We start from the raw sequence: 15,561 nt of genomic DNA on the forward strand, positions 1-15,561 counted from the left end.
CCGACCGTGGGCGGCCCGGGCGGTTGCGGGCACCCGACGGCCCGCCCGCCGCAGGAGGGAAACGTCATGCCGGATAACTGGGCCGAAACCGCCACTGGGTTGCCGACCAAAATCGACACGAGTGTGGCTCATGAAGCTCGTGTTTACGATTATTGGCTCGGTGGAAAGGATAATTACCCGGCCGACCGGGCACTCGGCGATGCGATAGCCACCCATATTCCGGCAATCCGCAGTATGGCCCGCGCCAATCGGGCCTTCCTCGGCCGCGCCGTGCGTTACGTCGTCGATGCGGGCGTCACCCAGTTCCTCGATATCGGCACCGGCATCCCCACCGCGGGCAATACCCACGAAATCGCCCAGACCGTCGCCTCGGACGCGCGCGTGGTCTATGTGGACAACGATCCCATCGTGCTCGCGCACGCGCGGGCGCTCATGTCCAGCACCCGTGAGGGCAAAACGGCCTTCATCCATGCGGATCTGCACGATCCGGCCTCGATACTGCGCGATCCATCCCTGACCGCGACCCTGGACCTCAACCGTCCGGTCGCCATCATGCTGGTCGCGATCATGATGTATTTCCGCGACAGCGACGATCCGCAGGCCATTATCGAGAACCTGCTCGAATCGGTCCCCTCCGGCAGCTTTCTCGTGATCACCCATCCCACCGCCGATTTCGACGCCCGAGCGATGGCCAGGGTGGTGGCCTCGGCCGAATCCGCCGGGATCAACTTCAATCCGCGCAGCAGGGCCGAAACCGAAACCCTGTTCGCGGGAACCGAAATCGTCGAACCGGGCGTCGTTCCCGTCGTCACCTGGCATCCGGAGTTGATCGGCGAACTATCGGGTCGAGCGCAAGCCATCCAGGCCGATCCGGAATCCGCGTGGTATTGGGCGGGCGTCGGCCGCAAGCCCTGACCCCGACGTTTGGGTCGGCGTCGGACGGCAACTCCACGCATGAGGTGATCGATCATGGTCAACGATCTGGAGAAGCGGTGGACGGCGGACGAGCGGACCTTTCGCCGGGTGGCGATCTATGTGGCGGCGGTGCTGGTGGTGGCCGCGCTCGTCTTCGTGGTCACCGCGATATGGGCGGCCCAGCGCAGCGCGTGCGCGGCCGCGGAGACGATGCTGTGTGACACCGCCGCGAAAACCGCGATCCTGACCGGACCGACCGTGGTGCTGATGTTCGGCGGCATCTGCGCATTCGTGCAGACTTATCGCGTGTGGCGGCGCGGCCGGAGTTGGCCGATCTGGCAGGGCGCTGGCTGGTTCCTGTTCACCATGATGATCGTCTACCTCGGCATCGGCGGCGGCAGCGTCGCAGGCTGAGCACAGGGTGCCGATCCGGTGTGACGTGGTGCATAGCCAATTTAGTTGTGCACAATTTAATTGCCCACTACCGTAGTGCACATGACCGATCACCTCACCCTCGACGAGCAGCTGTGCTTCCGGCTCTATGCCGCGTCGCGGGCGATGACGGCGGTCTATCGCCCGAGGCTCGAACGCCTGGGGCTCACCTACCCGCAGTACCTGGTGATGCTGGCACTGTGGGAACGCGACGGACGCAGCGTCGGCGACCTCTGCGAGGCACTGCTGCTCGACTCCGGAACGCTGTCACCGCTGCTGAAGCGGCTGGAGGCGGCGGGCCTGGTCGAACGGCGCCGGGCAGCGGCCGACGAACGTCGCGTCGATATCCAACTCACCGAACGTGGCCGCGAACTGCGGTCCGAAGCCCGTTGTCTGCCAACGGAAATGGGCGAGGCCAGCGGCCTGTCCCCCGATGAATTCGTCACCCTGCGCGAAACCCTTCGGCGACTTGCCGATGCGCTGATGTCCCACCCTCGATCGAAAGAGAGTCAGCCATGACCGCCCTGTACACCGCCGAAGCCCTCGCGACCGGCGACGGACGCAACGGCCACGCCCGCACCTCCGACGGCAAGATCGACGTCGCGTTGAACACCCCCAAGGAAATGGGTGGCAGCGGCGTGGGCACCAACCCGGAGCAGCTCTTCGCGGCGGGCTACGCGGCCTGCTTCCACAGTGCGCTGCGCCTGGTCGGTAAGCGCGAAGGCGCGAATGTCGACGATTCCGCGGTCGGCGCGAAGGTCGGCATCGGCCCGAACGACGCGGGCGGCTTCGAACTGAACGTCACCCTCGAGATCTCGCTGCCGCATCTGTCCCCCGCCGAGGCGCAGACCATCGCCGACAAGGCCCACCAGGTGTGCCCGTACTCGAACGCCACCCGCGGCAATATCGACGTCCAGGTCATCCTCGCCGACGACTGACGAAAGGAATCCACCATGCGTGCCGTTGTCATAGAAAGTTTCGGCGAGCCGAAGGATGTGCTCACCACCGCACAACAGCCGACGCCCGAACCCGGGCCGGGACAGGTGCGGATCGAGCTGATCCTCGCGCCCATTCACAATCACGATCTGGCGACCATTCGCGGGGTCTACGGCTACAAGCCATCGCTGCCCGCCGTCCCGGGCACCGAGGCCGTCGGCCGCATCGATGCACTGGGATCGGATGTGACCGGACTGCAAGTCGGTCAGCGCGTGAGCGTTTCCGGCATCCACAATGTGTGGGCAGAATATTTCCTGGCCAAGGCGACGCAGGTGGTTCCGCTGCCCGAGAGCATTTCCGATGAGACGGCGGCACAGTTGCTGGCCATGCCGCTCAGCTCCCTGATGCTGCTGGAGGATCTGCGGGTCGCACCGGGCGACTGGATCGCGATCAATGCCGCCAATGGCGCGGTCGGTCGCCTCGTGAATGTGCTTGCGCGGCAACGCGGTGTCAACGTGCTCAATCTGGTTCGCGGCCCGGCTTCGGTCAAAGCGTTGCAGGAGTTGGGTTTCGAACCGGTCTTCGATACCGAATCCGATGGCTGGCTCGACCGGGCCGTCGCCGCGACGGCGGGTGCGCCGATCGTGCGAGCCGTCGACCAGGTCGGTGGGCGGGCGGCCGATGCGCTGCTTTCGCTGCTCGGCCAGGACGGTGAGCTGATCTCGTTCGGTGCGCTGTCCGGTCAGCCGCTGTCCGTGAATCCGGGTCCGCTGATCTTCAAACAGGCTGTGGTCAAGGGTTTTTGGGGTTCCAAGCGGGCCGAGCAGACCAGCGGCGAGGATATGCGCCGCCTCATCGGCGAACTCGTGGGGATGGCGGCGACAGGTGCACTGCGCCTCGACGTCGAGGCCGTCTATCCGCTGGAGTCCGCCGCCGATGCCGCCGCAGCGAGCGAAACACCGGGACGGTCGGCCAAGATCGCGCTGTCGCCGCAGCCGGTGTAATCCGATCCGGGTCCGCTACCCGACCCGCACCACGAGTTTGCCGAAGTTACGGCCCTCGAGCATGCCGATGAACGCCTCCGGTGCATGCTCGAGGCCTTCGACAACGTCCTCGCGGTAGCGGACCCGGTCCTCGGCGATCCAGCCGGACATCTCACGCAGGAAATCTTTGTACATCTCCCGGACGAATTCGGACTGGATGAATCCGCGCACCGTGAGACTCTTGGTCAGAATGCGACCGTAGAAGCCGGGCAGGCGATCCGGCCCTTCGGGTGAGCCGGTCGCGTTGTAATTAGCGATGAGCCCGCAAACGGGTACGCGCGCATAGGTATTCAGCAACGGATACACCGCGTCCGCCACCGCTCCGCCGACATTTTCGAAATAGATATCGATGCCATCGGGTACGGCGGCGCGCAGTTGATCGGCGAAATCCGGTGCGCGATGGTCGATTGCGGCATCGAAGCCCAATTCCTCACGCACATAGGCGCATTTCTCAGGACCACCCGCGATACCGACCGCCCGCACACCCTTGATGCGGGCGATCTGGCCGACGGCGGAACCGACCGGGCCACTGGCAGCCGCGACCACCAGGGTCTCTCCCGCCTTCGGCTGCCCGATCTGCAACAGCCCGGAATACGCCGTGAACCCCGGCATGCCGAGCACACCCAGCGCGGTCGATATCGGCGCTTTGTCCGGATCCAGCTTGCGCAGGCCCGACGCGGCTGCGACCTGATGTGTCTGCCAGCCCGAATAGGCCTGCACCACATCACCTTTCGCGATCGACGGAGCCCGGGATTCGAGCACCTCGGCGACGGTCCCGCCGACCATCACATCGCCGATCGCCACCGGCGCCGCATACGACTTGGCGGCACTCATCCGCCCACGCATATACGGATCGAGGGATAAATACAGGGTGCGCAGCAGCACCTCGCCCTCGCCGGGCTCGGGTAGCGCCGCGGTTTCGATCCGGAAATTCGCCGGGGTCGGTGCGCCCTCCGGCCGGGATGCCAGCACAATCCTCGTCGACTCCACCATGTGCCTTACCCTAGCCCGGCCGGGGCGTCGATTCACCAGGCTTGCGCCTTGGGCCCGAGATAGAGTCCGCCGTTCACTTCCAGGGTCTGCCCGGTGACCCAGCGTCCGTCATCGGCGGCGAAGAACGCCACCGCGTCGGCGATATCAGCGCCCTGACCGACCCGATCCAGCGCGGTCATCGCCGTAATGCTCGGGATGGCGTCATCGGTCTCGTGCAGCCAGGAATTCATATCGGTGTCGGTGACGCCCGGCGACACGGTATTGACCGTGATGCCGCGGGAGCCGAGCGTGTTGGCCAGGGACCGGCCGAGCACATTGAGCGCGCCCTTGGTCATCGAGTAGACGATCTGCGGCGTCGCGAACCAGGTGACACCGGAGGAGATGTTGATGATCCGGCCGCCGTCGGGGATCAGCGACAGCGCCCGCTGAATGATGAAGAACGGCGCGCGCACATTGATCGCGAACTGGCGTTCGAACTGCTCGGGCGTGGTCTGGTCGATGGTGGACTCGTAGGTGATGATCGCGGCATTGTTCACCAGGATGTCCAGCGGCCGTCCACCCAGACCGTCCGCGAGACCGGCGAACAGGTCGTCGACACCCGTCGCGGCGGCCAGCTCCGCGCGCACCGCGAACGCGGATCCGCCCGCCCGTTCGATCGCCGCCACCGTATCCTTCGCCGCCGCATCGTTATTCGCGTAATGCACCGCGACCAGCGCACCGTCGGCGGCCAGCCGCTCGGCGATGGCACGTCCGATGCCGCGCGAAGCACCCGTGACCAGTGCGGTCTTATCTGTCAGATCGGCCATGTCCAGCTCCTTCGAACTTGTTAGGGAACGATCCCTAACAACCAGCGTCGGCGTTAGGCTATTCCAGTGGAAGGAAAACGTCGCGCCGCCGCCGAAACTCGCGCCCATGTGCTGCAGGTCGCGCGTGATCTCTTCTATGAGAACGGCATTCGCGCAACCGGCGTCGACAAAGTGGCGGCCGAGGCGGGCGTGGCACCGACCACTCTGTATCGACTGTTCGCGTCCAAGGACGATCTCGTCGCGGCGTACCTGGACCGCGAGGACCAGCACTATCGGGAGTGGTTCAGCGCCGCCGCCGACCCCGGCCTCGAGCCGCGAGATCGCATTCTCGCGGTCTTCGATGCGCTCGCGGAGCAGGTCCGCCCCGATGTGTGTCGCGGTTGCCCGTTCCTCATCGCACTCGGCGAACTGCCCGATCGAGATCTCGCCAGTCATAAGCGTGCGGTGGCCATGAAGGGGTGGGTGCGGGGCCGGTTCGCCGATCTGGTGGACGAGTTGGGCAAAACGGTCCCGCTCGCCGATCCGGCGATACTCGCCGACCAGCTGATGCTCGTGATGGAAGGGGTCTACGCTACTGTCCAGGCGTTCGGCGCGAACGGCCCCGCCGCACGGGCCAGGGACCTGGTGGAACTGCTTGTGCCCCAGCCGGTCGTGACCGATCGCACGTCCCGAAAAAGCTAGGCACGCTAACGTCACCGGTATGCCATCCATGGGGCTGTCGACGGCCAGCTGACAGTCCGAGAATTCACACCTGTTCGTGTTCGACTACGACCTGTTCAGGAGTCCAATTGGCACGGCTGATTCGCACCCCGTCCCGATCGCAAGCGCGGACGGCACTCACATCGACTACCGCCGCACTGGCGTTGCTGCTGAGCGTCGGCCTCGGCACCGCAACGGCACGCCCGGTCGGTCCGTTCGACGTCGGCGGAGCCATCGAGGTCGAATACGACCAGGTGGGCGGCCCCGGCGTGCTCGGCGACCCGACCGGACCCGAACTCGATGCCGCCAACGGCGGCCGGTATCAGACGTTCGAGCGCAATGCCTCGATCTACTGGCATCCGGATACCGGCGCGAATGAGATCAGCGGCGCGATCCGCGACAAGTGGCGCGACCTCGGCTGGGAGACCGGTGTGCTGCGCTACCCCGTCACCCGTCAGCTGTCCACGCCGTCGGGATCCGGCGCCTACAACGTTTTCCAGGGCGGGTCCATCTATTGGTCCCTCGGCACCGCCGCGCACCAGATCGGCGGGGCGATTCGCGATAAATGGGGGGCCTACGGCTGGGAAAGCGGCGCACTCGGGTTCCCGCTCAACGACGAGGCGGCCGCGCGCACGGACAACGGGCGCTACAACCTGTTCCCGGGTGGCGCGATCTATTGGTCCCCGCGTTCGGGTGCGCATGTCGTCTGGGGTGCGATCCGCGATCTGTGGGTGTCCAACGGCCAGGAATCCGGACGGTACGGATTCCCGACGGGCGAGGAATACGACTACGAGGGCGGCAAAGCGCAGGACTTCCAGGGCGGTCGAATCACCTGGCAGCCCTAGGAAACCGATGTCGTCCTGTTCAGCCAGGTCGGCTTCACCCAAGGGCACCGGAGGTGCGCGGATTTCCGGGGATACCGGCGACGGCATCCAGCGATCTGGGTCACGAAAGTTTATGGCTCACAATGAAAACGCGCTACATCAGCACGTCCTCGCCGCAGCGCGGCATACGGTCCAGCCGTCGCCGTCGGGGCGCGGCACCCGGGTCCATGTCGTCGTGCCGCTGGTGCGGTTGCCGGAAGTATCCGTGCCGGACTCGTTCTGGCTGCGGTATTCACGCAGATTGTTCTGCTGTTCGTTGCGCCGCAACGAATTCTGCGGGGTGTGGTGGTAACCGAACGGATCGATGTGATGCCAGCCAGCGGTATCGCGACCGCTGGTACTGCCGCGATTGTTCGAGTGGTCAGAGCGCGCGTCCGAAATCGCGGAAGCCTCGCCCGCGCCGATCGCCGTACCCAGGGTGATCGCGCCGACGAGCAGGACGAGGGCTCTGCCTTGTGCGCCACCGCGCTTGGTCGTGGTTGTTGTTCGACGCATCATGGCCCCTTTGCCTCGGTGCTCTAACTACTGAGAGCAGTAGTAGATGAAGAATCTGAGAAAATTCGACACCATGTCTAACAGGGACTTTCAGCGCAACTGTGATGACACGCACGTAACCATTCAGTAGATTCGCTGACGCCCGAGGAACCGGCACCCGAGCGGCACCCTGGGTGCGGCTACCCGGCCAGGAGTCGCTGTGCAGTGACGGCACAGGAGATGCCGGCCGATCCGGTGCCGAATAATTCCGTGCGGGAATAGCTGCGGCCGCGATACGTTGCTTCGGGGTGGTTAGTGAAGCGAAGGAGAGGGGCCGGTCGGTGGCAACCGAGGCAGTGGAGTCGTCCGTCGGTCTGCGATCCGATCGAGGTGCGATCCTTGCTTCGCTGATGCTCGCCACGGGCCTGGTCGCGCTGGATTCCACCATTATCGCGACCGCGGTGCTGACCATCACCGACAGCCTCGGCGGATTCTCGCAATTCCCGTGGCTCTTCTCGATTTACCTGCTGACACAAGCGGTTACGGTCCCGGTGTACGGCAAGGTTGCCGATACATTCGGACGCAAACCGGTAATCCTGTTCGGCATTGCGGTTTTCGCGCTCGGATCACTGCTGTGCGGTGTGGCGACGAGCATGTTGGGCCTGATCATCTTCCGCGCGGTGCAGGGTATCGGCGCGGGCGCCATCATGCCGATGACGATGACCATCGCGGGCGATCTCTACACACTGACCGAGCGCGCCAAGGTTCAGGGCTATCTGGCCAGCGTCTGGGCGATCTCGGCGGTGGTCGGGCCGCTGCTGGGCGGACTGTTCGCCGAATACGTCAGCTGGCGTTGGATCTTCCTGATCAATATCCCGCTGTCCGCACTCGCCGGGTGGATGCTGGTGCGCAGCTTCGAGGAGAGCACACTACGGCGCACACAGCGCGTCGACTATCTCGGTGCGGTATTGCTCACCCTCGGCGCGGGGGCACTGATTCTCGGATTGCTCGAAGGTGGTCAGGCCTGGGCTTGGTCGTCGCCGACCGGCATCGGCATCTTCGTCGGCAGCGCACTCGTGCTGGTGCTGTTCATTCTCGTGGAGCGGCGGGCCGCGAACCCGATTCTGCCGCTCTGGGTTTTCACGCGACGGGTCATTATCGCGAGCAGTCTGGTCTCGGTACTGGTCGGCGCGATTCTGCTCGGGATGACCTCGTATGTGCCGACTTTCACCCAGGGCGTGCTCGGCACCGGGGCACTGATCGCCGGTCTCACCGTCGGCGCGCTCACCCTTGGCTGGCCGCTGGCCGCCTCCCAGGCCGGAAAAGTCTACCTGCGCATCGGTTTTCGCGCCACCGCACTGATCGGCAGCACGCTGGCCACGATGGGTGCCGCGACCACTCTGCTGATCGATGAGAATTCCACGCTGATCCAGGTCGCCGCATCGTGTTTCGTGATCGGTACCGGCATGGGCCTGGTCGCCACACCCACCCTGATCGCGGCGCAGACAACGGCGGAATGGTCGGAGCGCGGCGTGGTTACCTCGGCGAATATGTTCGCCCGGTCATTGGGCAGTGCGGTCGGTGTCGCGATATTCGGCGCCATCGTGAACTCGCGCGTCGGCGACACCGACCATCCGGCTCCGGCGCTGCTGTCCTCGGCGGTACATCTGGTCTTCCTCGCGGTCGCCGCGATGGCCTTGGTCATGGTGACCGCCTCCGCGATGATGCCGCGCCGTGGTGCGAACGTCGCCTAGCGCACCCCGAAAGTTATGAGGCACTCCGCTCGGCGATTTCGGCCAGGGCACGGTCACGCTGCTCGGCGGGTAGGTGTTCGGCGGCGGCGCGGACGGCTTCGACCGCGGATTCGGAGAGCGCGTTCAGTGTGCCGCGGTATTCCGACCAGAGATCGTTTTCGGCTGTGGCACGCAGCATTTCGGTGAGCTTGTCCGGCGAAGCCAGGTTGACGAAGCGCTCCAACTGCGCGGCGTCGTCGACGAGGTAGGCCGAGCGGACGAGTGCGATGCCATCGAGTGCGGTTTCGGTGGCGCGGGCCGCGGTGTCGGAGATCGAGACGACCAGATCACCGAGGGTGATCCAATCTTCGCGCGCCGCAAGCTCTTTGCCGACCGCGACAATCGTCGGCTCGGGTAGGCCACCGATAATTGCCGCGCAATGGCGCGGATCGAGTTGCGCGGCGATATCGGCGAGGAAGTCGACCGGCAGGCGCTTGGCGACCTCCACCGCGTGCGACGGGTCGAGCACCCCCGACATCCGAGCCGCGAGTAGCGCACCGCGGCTGCGCGCCACCATTTTCGCGGTGATCGGCGTCGGGATCACCTTGGACGCCTGGGCAACCCGACGCAATCCGGCCTCCTGTCCGGCCACGAACAGATCGGTGACCTGACGGCGGAATTCGCGCAGATCCGCATCGGACACGTCGCCGAGATATTCGAGCTGCTCGACCGGAACTCCCAGTGTCCGTGCGAGTTTCAGCAATTGTGCCGTCACAGTCCGGCCGCCTTCTTGACCGGGCCGCGCAGGAAACGCGGCAGGAAGTCCAGCATGCCGAAGGCGGCGGCCTTGAGCTCGTCGGCCTCCCGCCATCGGGCATCGACGACCGCCTGGGCGAGCTCGGCTTGGTGCTCCGGACTCAACGCGGCAATGCCCGGGGGTAGGTCATCGGATATCAGTTCCGCCAGCGTGTGCTCTGTCATGGTTGCCTCCGTCGGGCACATCGGGTTCATGATCACAGTGCGGTTCGGGGTCATTGACGCCGGTCGTGTACCGGTCCTAACGTCGGAGCATACGACCGAGTCGTCAACCGAGCGGTCAATGGGTGGATCGGTGGTCGCCATGGGTGTCGAGCACACGGTGGATATCGCGGTGATCGGCGGCGGGCTGGCCGGATTGGCGGCGGCTCGCCGGTTACGCCGCGACGGATTCGATGCGGTGGTCGTCGAGGCGCGGGATCGGGTCGGTGGGCGCACGCTGAACCACCCGATCGGGGGCGGCAAGATCGTCGAGGTCGGCGGGCAGTGGGTCGGTCCCGGCCAGGATCGGGTGCTGGCGTTGATCGAGGAATTGGCTCTGGAGACGTTTCCCACCTACACCGCGGGGCGGCATCTGTTCGAACATCGCGGGAAGCTGCGGCGCTATCGTGGTCGGATTCCGTTGATCGCCTCCGCCGCCCTGCTGGATGCCTATGTCGGTCTGCAGCGGTTGGACCGGATGTCGCGCACGGTCCCGGCAGCGGCACCGTGGTCGGCCGAACGGTCGAGGCAATGGGATGCCGAGACTGTCGAATCGTGGATGCGGCGCAATCTGCATTCGGAGATCGCGCGCCGGTCCATCACGATGGTCTGCAAGGCGGTGTGGGCCGCCGATCCGGCCGATGTCTCGCTGTTGCATCTGCTGGCCTATCTCAATGCCGGTGGCGGTGTGGATTCGCTGATCGAAACCGACGGTGGCGCACAGCAAACCCGGATCGTTGGCGGTTCCCAGCGGATCGCGCTGGCGCTGGCACAGCAGTTGGGCGAGCACGTGCTGCTGAATACGCCGGTGCGCAAGATCGAGCAGAGCCAGGGGTCCGTTGTGGTACACGGCGATGATATCCGGATCCTGGCCCGCCGAGTGATCGTGGCGATGAGTCCGGCGCTGGCGGGTCGACTGGTCTACTCCCCCGCGCTACCCGCAGATCGTGACCAGCTCACTCAGCGCATGCCGAACGGCTCGGTCATCAAGAGCATGGCCGTGTACGACACACCCTTCTGGCGTGCGGACGGCTTGTCCGGACAGGTCACCGCCGCCACCGGACCGGTGAAGGTCACCTTCGACAATTCCCCGCCGGACGGGAATCCCGGTGTGCTGCTCGCCTTCCTGGAGGGCGGTGATGCCCGCCGACTCGGCCGCTACCCGCGCGAGGAACGCCGCGACATCGTCATCTCCAGCCTCACCAGGTTTTTCGGCCCGGCGGCGGCCACGCCCCTCGACTACATCGAGAAGGACTGGTCCGCCGACGAGTGGACCCGAGGCTGCTACGGAGCCTTCATGCCGCCGAACACCTGGACCGAATACGGTCCGGCACTACGCGAGCCGGTCGGCCGAATCCATTGGGCCGGAACCGAAACCGCGACCATTTGGATGGGCTACATGGACGGGGCGATCCGCTCAGGCGAACGAGCCGCCGCCGAGATCACCGCGTTGGTCGCTGGGGGCCGGAAGCCGATAGCGGTCATCTGATCCTTATCCAGCAGCCGAGCGGATGAATTCGGCCCGCCAGCGTTGCTTCTCGTGATTCGCTTCGATATCCACTGCCCGAAGTCCCTCGGCCGCAAACGCATTGATCTCCGATCGGGTCAGTGGCCACGGCGGTCCGCCGACCTGCTCTCCCTCCGCCCTGATTCCGGCGATCACGACCAACCGACCGCCGGGCGCCACGGCCCGCCGGATATTGGCGATCGCGGTGTCGCGCACCGACACCGGCATCGACTGGACCGTAATCGACTCGACGACGAGATCGAACGCTTCCCGCCACGCGGCGGGCGGATCCAGCAGATCGGCCACCACATACTCCACGGGCGACTCCGGAAATCGTTGGCGCACTTCGGCGATCGCGGTCGGCGAAATATCGAAGGCGGTGGTCGCGAAACCGAGCCGCGCGATGTACTCCGCATCCTGCCCGTACCCGCAGCCGATCACCAATGCCCGACGTCCGGCCCGGTCGAGCGCGCGACGCTCGGCCCACTCGACAACCATCGGATTGGGCTGATCACGATCCCACGGCACCACCGCCGTCCCGGCGGCCGCCTCCGCATACAGCCGCTCGAACCACCCCGTCGGATCATCCTGCGCGAGCGATTCCGCGGCCAACCTGCTGGCATCGGCATCTCGATTCACAGCCATCCAGCCAGTCTCGCACGAGCCGATGTCAGAAGCGGCCCCGCCGGAAGGCCTCGGCGACCTCCGCTCGCTCGGTGAGGATCTGGCGGCGACGGTTCGCCATGGTCTCGGCTATCGAGGTCTTCGCGACGAGTGCCCGGTAGAGGGCGGCGGCGTCTTCGATCGCATCGCGAGCGCCGACGCCCGCGGCCGGACTGATGGCGTGATCGGCGTCGCCACAAAGGATTACATCGTCTCGGGGCGGCCGCGGATGACTCAGCGGCACATTGCGGGCATTGCTGACGTGCACCGTATCGGTCATCGAGAGCAGCGAGTCGATCAGTCCCGGAATGGCGGGCAGCGCGGTGTGGATCTGCGCTGCCCACGCCTCGACGGGATGGAAACCGTTGTCCGCCACCGGGATCGCCGGGCGACGGATTCTGGCGAACCACACCGCGGTCTCGTCGTTCCACAAGTGCCCGAAGGCGTCCGTCGGCTGAGCGTTGCCGGTGCGATGGAAGTGCAGCACCGATTCTTCGGTGGGCAGGGTGATCGGGGTCCTGGTGACGCCGTAGATGACGACCTGACCCGCGTAGACCGCGGGCCGGTCGGGTTCCATGCGGGCGCGCACGAGCGAGTCGATACCGTCCGCGGCGATCACCGGTCCGTCCGGCGTCACCGATTCACTTGCGAGCCTGAGGGTTCGGCTCTCGATGTCCAGATCGGTAACCGGACGGTCGTAGTGGAACTCCGCGGCCGTGGCGTGCGCGAAGTCGGTGAGCACTCGTAGCAGATCCGGGCGGAAATAGAGCCGCCGACCGTTGCCGGGTTGGGCACGATACCCGGTGATGCCGTGCAAACCGAGCGCGCGCACTTCACACGAGGCGGCGGATAGGTCCTCGCGGCCGATCCCGAGTTCAGCCAGCGCCGCATGCGCCCGGCTGTCGAGGGTGAGGAACGCACCGGCCTCTACCGTGGAGCGACGCTCGTACACCGTGGCCGGAAGTCCCGCGCGCGCAAGGGATCCGGCGAGTAGCGTGCCCGCGATACCGCCGCCGATGATCGTGACCATGTGCCTCCTCAGGGCCGGTGCGGACCGCCGGGCTTACCCACGGTCCCCTATGCCACCGGTTCGGCTGCCGCGCCGCCCTTGCCGAGCTTGGTCATCGCCAGATAGCCGCCGCAGACCAGCACACCCCAGACCGCTCCGACGATAATCGCGGTGCGCCCGCTGTCGGTCCAGAACAACAGGACGACAACCAAACCCAGGAAAGCCAACGCCAACCAGGTGGTGATCGGGGCACCGGGCAGGCGGTAGTCGCTGGCGGGCAGTTCGCCACGGCCGACCTTGGCGCGATAGATCAAGTGGCACACCAAGATTACGCCCCAGACGAAGATGATGCCGATGGTGCTGACCGAGGTGATGTAGTTGAACGCCTTATCCGGCGAGATCACATTGACGATCACACCGATGACCATCGCCGCCGACGAAGCGGTGATGCCGACATACGGCACCGCGCGCGAGCTGAGCTTGTTCAACCCCGCTGGCGCCTCCCCGTGCAGCGACAGGGTGCGCAGCATGCGGCCGGTGGAATAGATCCCCGAATTACACGACGACAGCGCCGCGGTGAGCAGTACGAAATTGATGATGCCCGCGGCGCCCGGAATACCGATCTGCTGGAACACCTCGACGAACGGACTCTTGCCCGCGTGGAAGTTGCGCCAACTGGCCACCGACATGATCACCACGAGCGCGCCGACGTAGAACAGCCCGATGCGGAACGGCAGGGTATTGATCGCCTTGCGCAGCGTCTGGCGTGGGTCCCGCGCCTCGCCCGCGGTCACACCGACCAACTCGACGCCGACGTAGGCGAACAGCACGATCTGCAGCACAAGCAGCGACTGTCCGAAACCGTTCGGGAACACACCGCCGTCGGCCCACAGGTTGGTGACCGTCGGGTCGGCGGCATGGCCGAAGCCGATCGTCAGCACCCCGATGCCGATCAGGATCATCGCGATGATCGCGGTGACCTTGATCGCGGAGAACCAGAATTCGCCCTCGCCGAACAGCCGCACCGAGATCAGGTTGGCGCTGAACATGACCGCCAAAACCACCAGCGCGGTCAGCCACGGCGCGATGTCGAACCAGTACTGCACATACTTCCCGGCGACGGTGATCTCGGCCATACAGGTCGCCACCCATACCGCCCAATACGACCATCCGGTGACGAATCCCGCGAAGCGCCCGAGGAATTCGTGCGCGTACTCGGCGAAGCTACCCGAGATCGGCCGGTAGGTCAGCAACTCCCCCAGCGCCCGCATGATCACGAAGATCGCCAGACCCGCCGCGAGATAGGCCAGGATCAGCCCCGGCCCGGCCTGCTCGATCGCGCCGCCCGCACCATAGAACAGGCCGGTGCCGATCGCACCACCGATCGCGATCATCTGAATGGTCCGCGGGCTCAGCCCCCGGGAGTACCCTTCTCCACCGGATAGGGCCGTAGGCGCCGAATCAGCTTGTAGCTGATGGTCGGAGGCTGTCATGGAGCGTGCGGTCCTTCCCGTGGAGCTCGAGATCGATCAGCCCGTCACGCTACCGGCCACACCACCGGACCGCCGCGCGACCCGAACTACACCGCGATCAGTGCAGGCGGAAGCCATGATTGGTCAGGGACTCGCGGAGGCGGTGGCGGCCGTTGAGGCTGGCGGCGGAGGCCAGGCGTGCCAGGACGCGCTCTGTCCAGGAATGCGAGAGTTGCTGTTCGGCGTAGAACTCGGCGATGCGGTCTTCGTAGGCCGTGACGTGGGGGCGTTGGGTGGGCAGGTCGTAGGTTTCGTGGTGGAGGACGGCCGGTTGCGGCAGGCGCGGTTTCACGCGGGCGTCTTCAGTCGGATCCGGGTGTCCGACAACGAGTCCGAAGACTGCGAATACCTGCTCGGGCAGTTTCAGTTCCGCCGCAACCTGTTCCGGATTGTTACGGATCGCGCCGATGTAGACGGTCCCGAGGCCGAGGGATTCCGCGGCGACGACGGCATTCTGCGCGGCGAGCGCGGCGTCGATGAAACCGACGTAGCTCGATTCGAGGTAGTCGGCTCCGGCCAAGGGCACGTCGTTGTCGTCGGCGAGTTGGCGCAGCCGAGCGAAGTCGGCGGTGAACACCAGCAGCACCGGGGCCTGTTCGATGTGTGCCTGCCCACCGGCCAGCCCGGCGAGGCGGGCCTTGCGCGCCGGATCGCGGACCGCGATGACGCTCCACACCTGCAGATTGGAGGAGGTCGGCGCGGACTGGGCCGCGGAGATGAGCAGGCGCAGGGTCTCGTCGGAGACCGGATCGGGGAGGTAGCGGCGCACCGAGCGGTGCTCGTGCAGTACCTGCAGCACCGGATTCCACTCGGCGGGCTCGGTCGGATTCGGATCCCGGTAGCGCTGTTGGACGGCGTGGGCGGCGCTCGGCACGGTCTGCGTCATGCCGATCATCCTGTGACATGTAGGGCGCGCTC

At 65.8% G+C, this 15,561-nt stretch carries 18 protein-coding genes; 9 read left to right on the plus strand and 9 right to left on the minus strand.

Translation table 11 applies throughout. The features are described from left to right. Window positions 1–66: 66 nt before the first annotated feature. The 5 genes from ACQP1T_RS23910 (at window position 67) to ACQP1T_RS23930 (ending at window position 3,287) form a co-directional block, all read left to right on the plus strand. The gene (locus ACQP1T_RS23910; protein WP_433755271.1) at window positions 67–915 is read left to right on the plus strand and encodes an SAM-dependent methyltransferase; all 849 of its coding nucleotides are present in this window, start codon (window positions 67–69) and stop codon (window positions 913–915) included. A gap of 54 nt (window positions 916–969) precedes the next feature. Then, window positions 970–1,329: a hypothetical protein gene (locus tag ACQP1T_RS23915; protein WP_433755272.1), complete on the plus strand. Its 360-nt coding sequence runs from the start codon at window positions 970–972 to the stop codon at window positions 1,327–1,329. 81 nt (window positions 1,330–1,410) lie between these two features. Continuing rightward, the gene (locus ACQP1T_RS23920) at window positions 1,411–1,866 is read left to right on the plus strand and encodes a MarR family winged helix-turn-helix transcriptional regulator (RefSeq protein ID WP_433755273.1); all 456 of its coding nucleotides are present in this window, start codon (window positions 1,411–1,413) and stop codon (window positions 1,864–1,866) included. After that, a complete protein-coding gene (locus ACQP1T_RS23925; RefSeq protein ID WP_062985395.1) occupies window positions 1,863–2,285 on the plus strand; it encodes an organic hydroperoxide resistance protein in 423 nt (140 codons plus the stop codon). The genes ACQP1T_RS23920 and ACQP1T_RS23925 overlap by 4 nt, the downstream gene beginning before the upstream one ends. Window positions 2,286–2,300: 15 nt before the next feature. Next, entirely contained in the window at window positions 2,301–3,287 is a 987-nt protein-coding gene (locus ACQP1T_RS23930; RefSeq protein WP_433755274.1) for a zinc-binding dehydrogenase, read from the plus strand. A 15-nt stretch (window positions 3,288–3,302) separates the two neighbouring features. Here the strand turns inward: ACQP1T_RS23930 and ACQP1T_RS23935 are convergent, their stop codons facing one another. Then, window positions 3,303–4,319 (minus strand): NADP-dependent oxidoreductase, encoded by a 1,017-nt coding sequence (locus ACQP1T_RS23935; RefSeq protein ID WP_433755276.1) that lies wholly within the window; start codon window positions 4,317–4,319, stop codon window positions 3,303–3,305. A 32-nt stretch (window positions 4,320–4,351) separates the two neighbouring features. Beyond that, window positions 4,352–5,125, minus strand: coding sequence for an SDR family oxidoreductase (locus tag ACQP1T_RS23940; protein ID WP_433755277.1), 774 nt, complete (start codon window positions 5,123–5,125; stop codon window positions 4,352–4,354). Between the two features lie 66 nt (window positions 5,126–5,191). Between ACQP1T_RS23940 and ACQP1T_RS23945 the strand changes: the two genes are divergently transcribed. Both ACQP1T_RS23945 and ACQP1T_RS23950 read left to right on the plus strand, forming a co-directional pair. Further along, window positions 5,192–5,806, plus strand: a complete 615-nt coding sequence (locus ACQP1T_RS23945) for a TetR/AcrR family transcriptional regulator (protein WP_433755278.1) — start codon at window positions 5,192–5,194, stop codon at window positions 5,804–5,806. Window positions 5,807–5,913: 107 nt separating this feature from the next. Then, complete coding sequence (locus ACQP1T_RS23950) at window positions 5,914–6,669, plus strand: LGFP repeat-containing protein (protein WP_433755279.1); 756 nt, start codon at window positions 5,914–5,916, stop codon at window positions 6,667–6,669. 138 nt (window positions 6,670–6,807) lie between these two features. Here the strand turns inward: ACQP1T_RS23950 and ACQP1T_RS23955 are convergent, their stop codons facing one another. Next, entirely contained in the window at window positions 6,808–7,206 is a 399-nt protein-coding gene (locus ACQP1T_RS23955; protein ID WP_433755280.1) for a hypothetical protein, read from the minus strand. Window positions 7,207–7,523: 317 nt separating this feature from the next. Between ACQP1T_RS23955 and ACQP1T_RS23960 the strand changes: the two genes are divergently transcribed. Further along, complete coding sequence (locus tag ACQP1T_RS23960) at window positions 7,524–8,936, plus strand: MDR family MFS transporter (RefSeq protein ID WP_433755281.1); 1,413 nt, start codon at window positions 7,524–7,526, stop codon at window positions 8,934–8,936. Window positions 8,937–8,949: 13 nt separating this feature from the next. Here ACQP1T_RS23960 and ACQP1T_RS23965 read toward each other — a convergent pair whose 3' ends face one another. Both ACQP1T_RS23965 and ACQP1T_RS23970 read right to left on the minus strand, forming a co-directional pair. Then, window positions 8,950–9,690: a hypothetical protein gene (locus ACQP1T_RS23965; protein WP_433755282.1), complete on the minus strand. Its 741-nt coding sequence runs from the start codon at window positions 9,688–9,690 to the stop codon at window positions 8,950–8,952. Beyond that, window positions 9,687–9,896, minus strand: coding sequence for a hypothetical protein (locus tag ACQP1T_RS23970; RefSeq protein WP_433755283.1), 210 nt, complete (start codon window positions 9,894–9,896; stop codon window positions 9,687–9,689). Before ACQP1T_RS23970 ends, ACQP1T_RS23965 begins: the two co-directional genes overlap by 4 nt. A gap of 118 nt (window positions 9,897–10,014) precedes the next feature. Between ACQP1T_RS23970 and ACQP1T_RS23975 the strand changes: the two genes are divergently transcribed. After that, window positions 10,015–11,421, plus strand: a complete 1,407-nt coding sequence (locus ACQP1T_RS23975) for a flavin monoamine oxidase family protein (protein ID WP_433755284.1) — start codon at window positions 10,015–10,017, stop codon at window positions 11,419–11,421. A 3-nt stretch (window positions 11,422–11,424) separates the two neighbouring features. Here the strand turns inward: ACQP1T_RS23975 and ACQP1T_RS23980 are convergent, their stop codons facing one another. From ACQP1T_RS23980 to ACQP1T_RS23995, 4 genes are all read right to left on the minus strand, one after another. Then, complete coding sequence (locus ACQP1T_RS23980; protein WP_433755285.1) at window positions 11,425–12,084, minus strand: class I SAM-dependent methyltransferase; 660 nt, start codon at window positions 12,082–12,084, stop codon at window positions 11,425–11,427. A gap of 25 nt (window positions 12,085–12,109) precedes the next feature. Further along, the gene (locus ACQP1T_RS23985; RefSeq protein ID WP_433755286.1) at window positions 12,110–13,132 is read right to left on the minus strand and encodes an FAD-dependent oxidoreductase; all 1,023 of its coding nucleotides are present in this window, start codon (window positions 13,130–13,132) and stop codon (window positions 12,110–12,112) included. Between the two features lie 47 nt (window positions 13,133–13,179). Next, complete coding sequence (locus tag ACQP1T_RS23990; RefSeq protein WP_433755287.1) at window positions 13,180–14,604, minus strand: amino acid permease; 1,425 nt, start codon at window positions 14,602–14,604, stop codon at window positions 13,180–13,182. A 97-nt stretch (window positions 14,605–14,701) separates the two neighbouring features. Further along, window positions 14,702–15,529 (minus strand): NADPH-dependent oxidoreductase, encoded by an 828-nt coding sequence (locus ACQP1T_RS23995; protein WP_433755288.1) that lies wholly within the window; start codon window positions 15,527–15,529, stop codon window positions 14,702–14,704. Window positions 15,530–15,561 lie beyond the last annotated feature (32 nt).

Source organism: Nocardia sp. CA-135398, from assembly GCF_050955845.1.
GTDB lineage: Bacteria > Actinomycetota > Actinomycetes > Mycobacteriales > Mycobacteriaceae > Nocardia.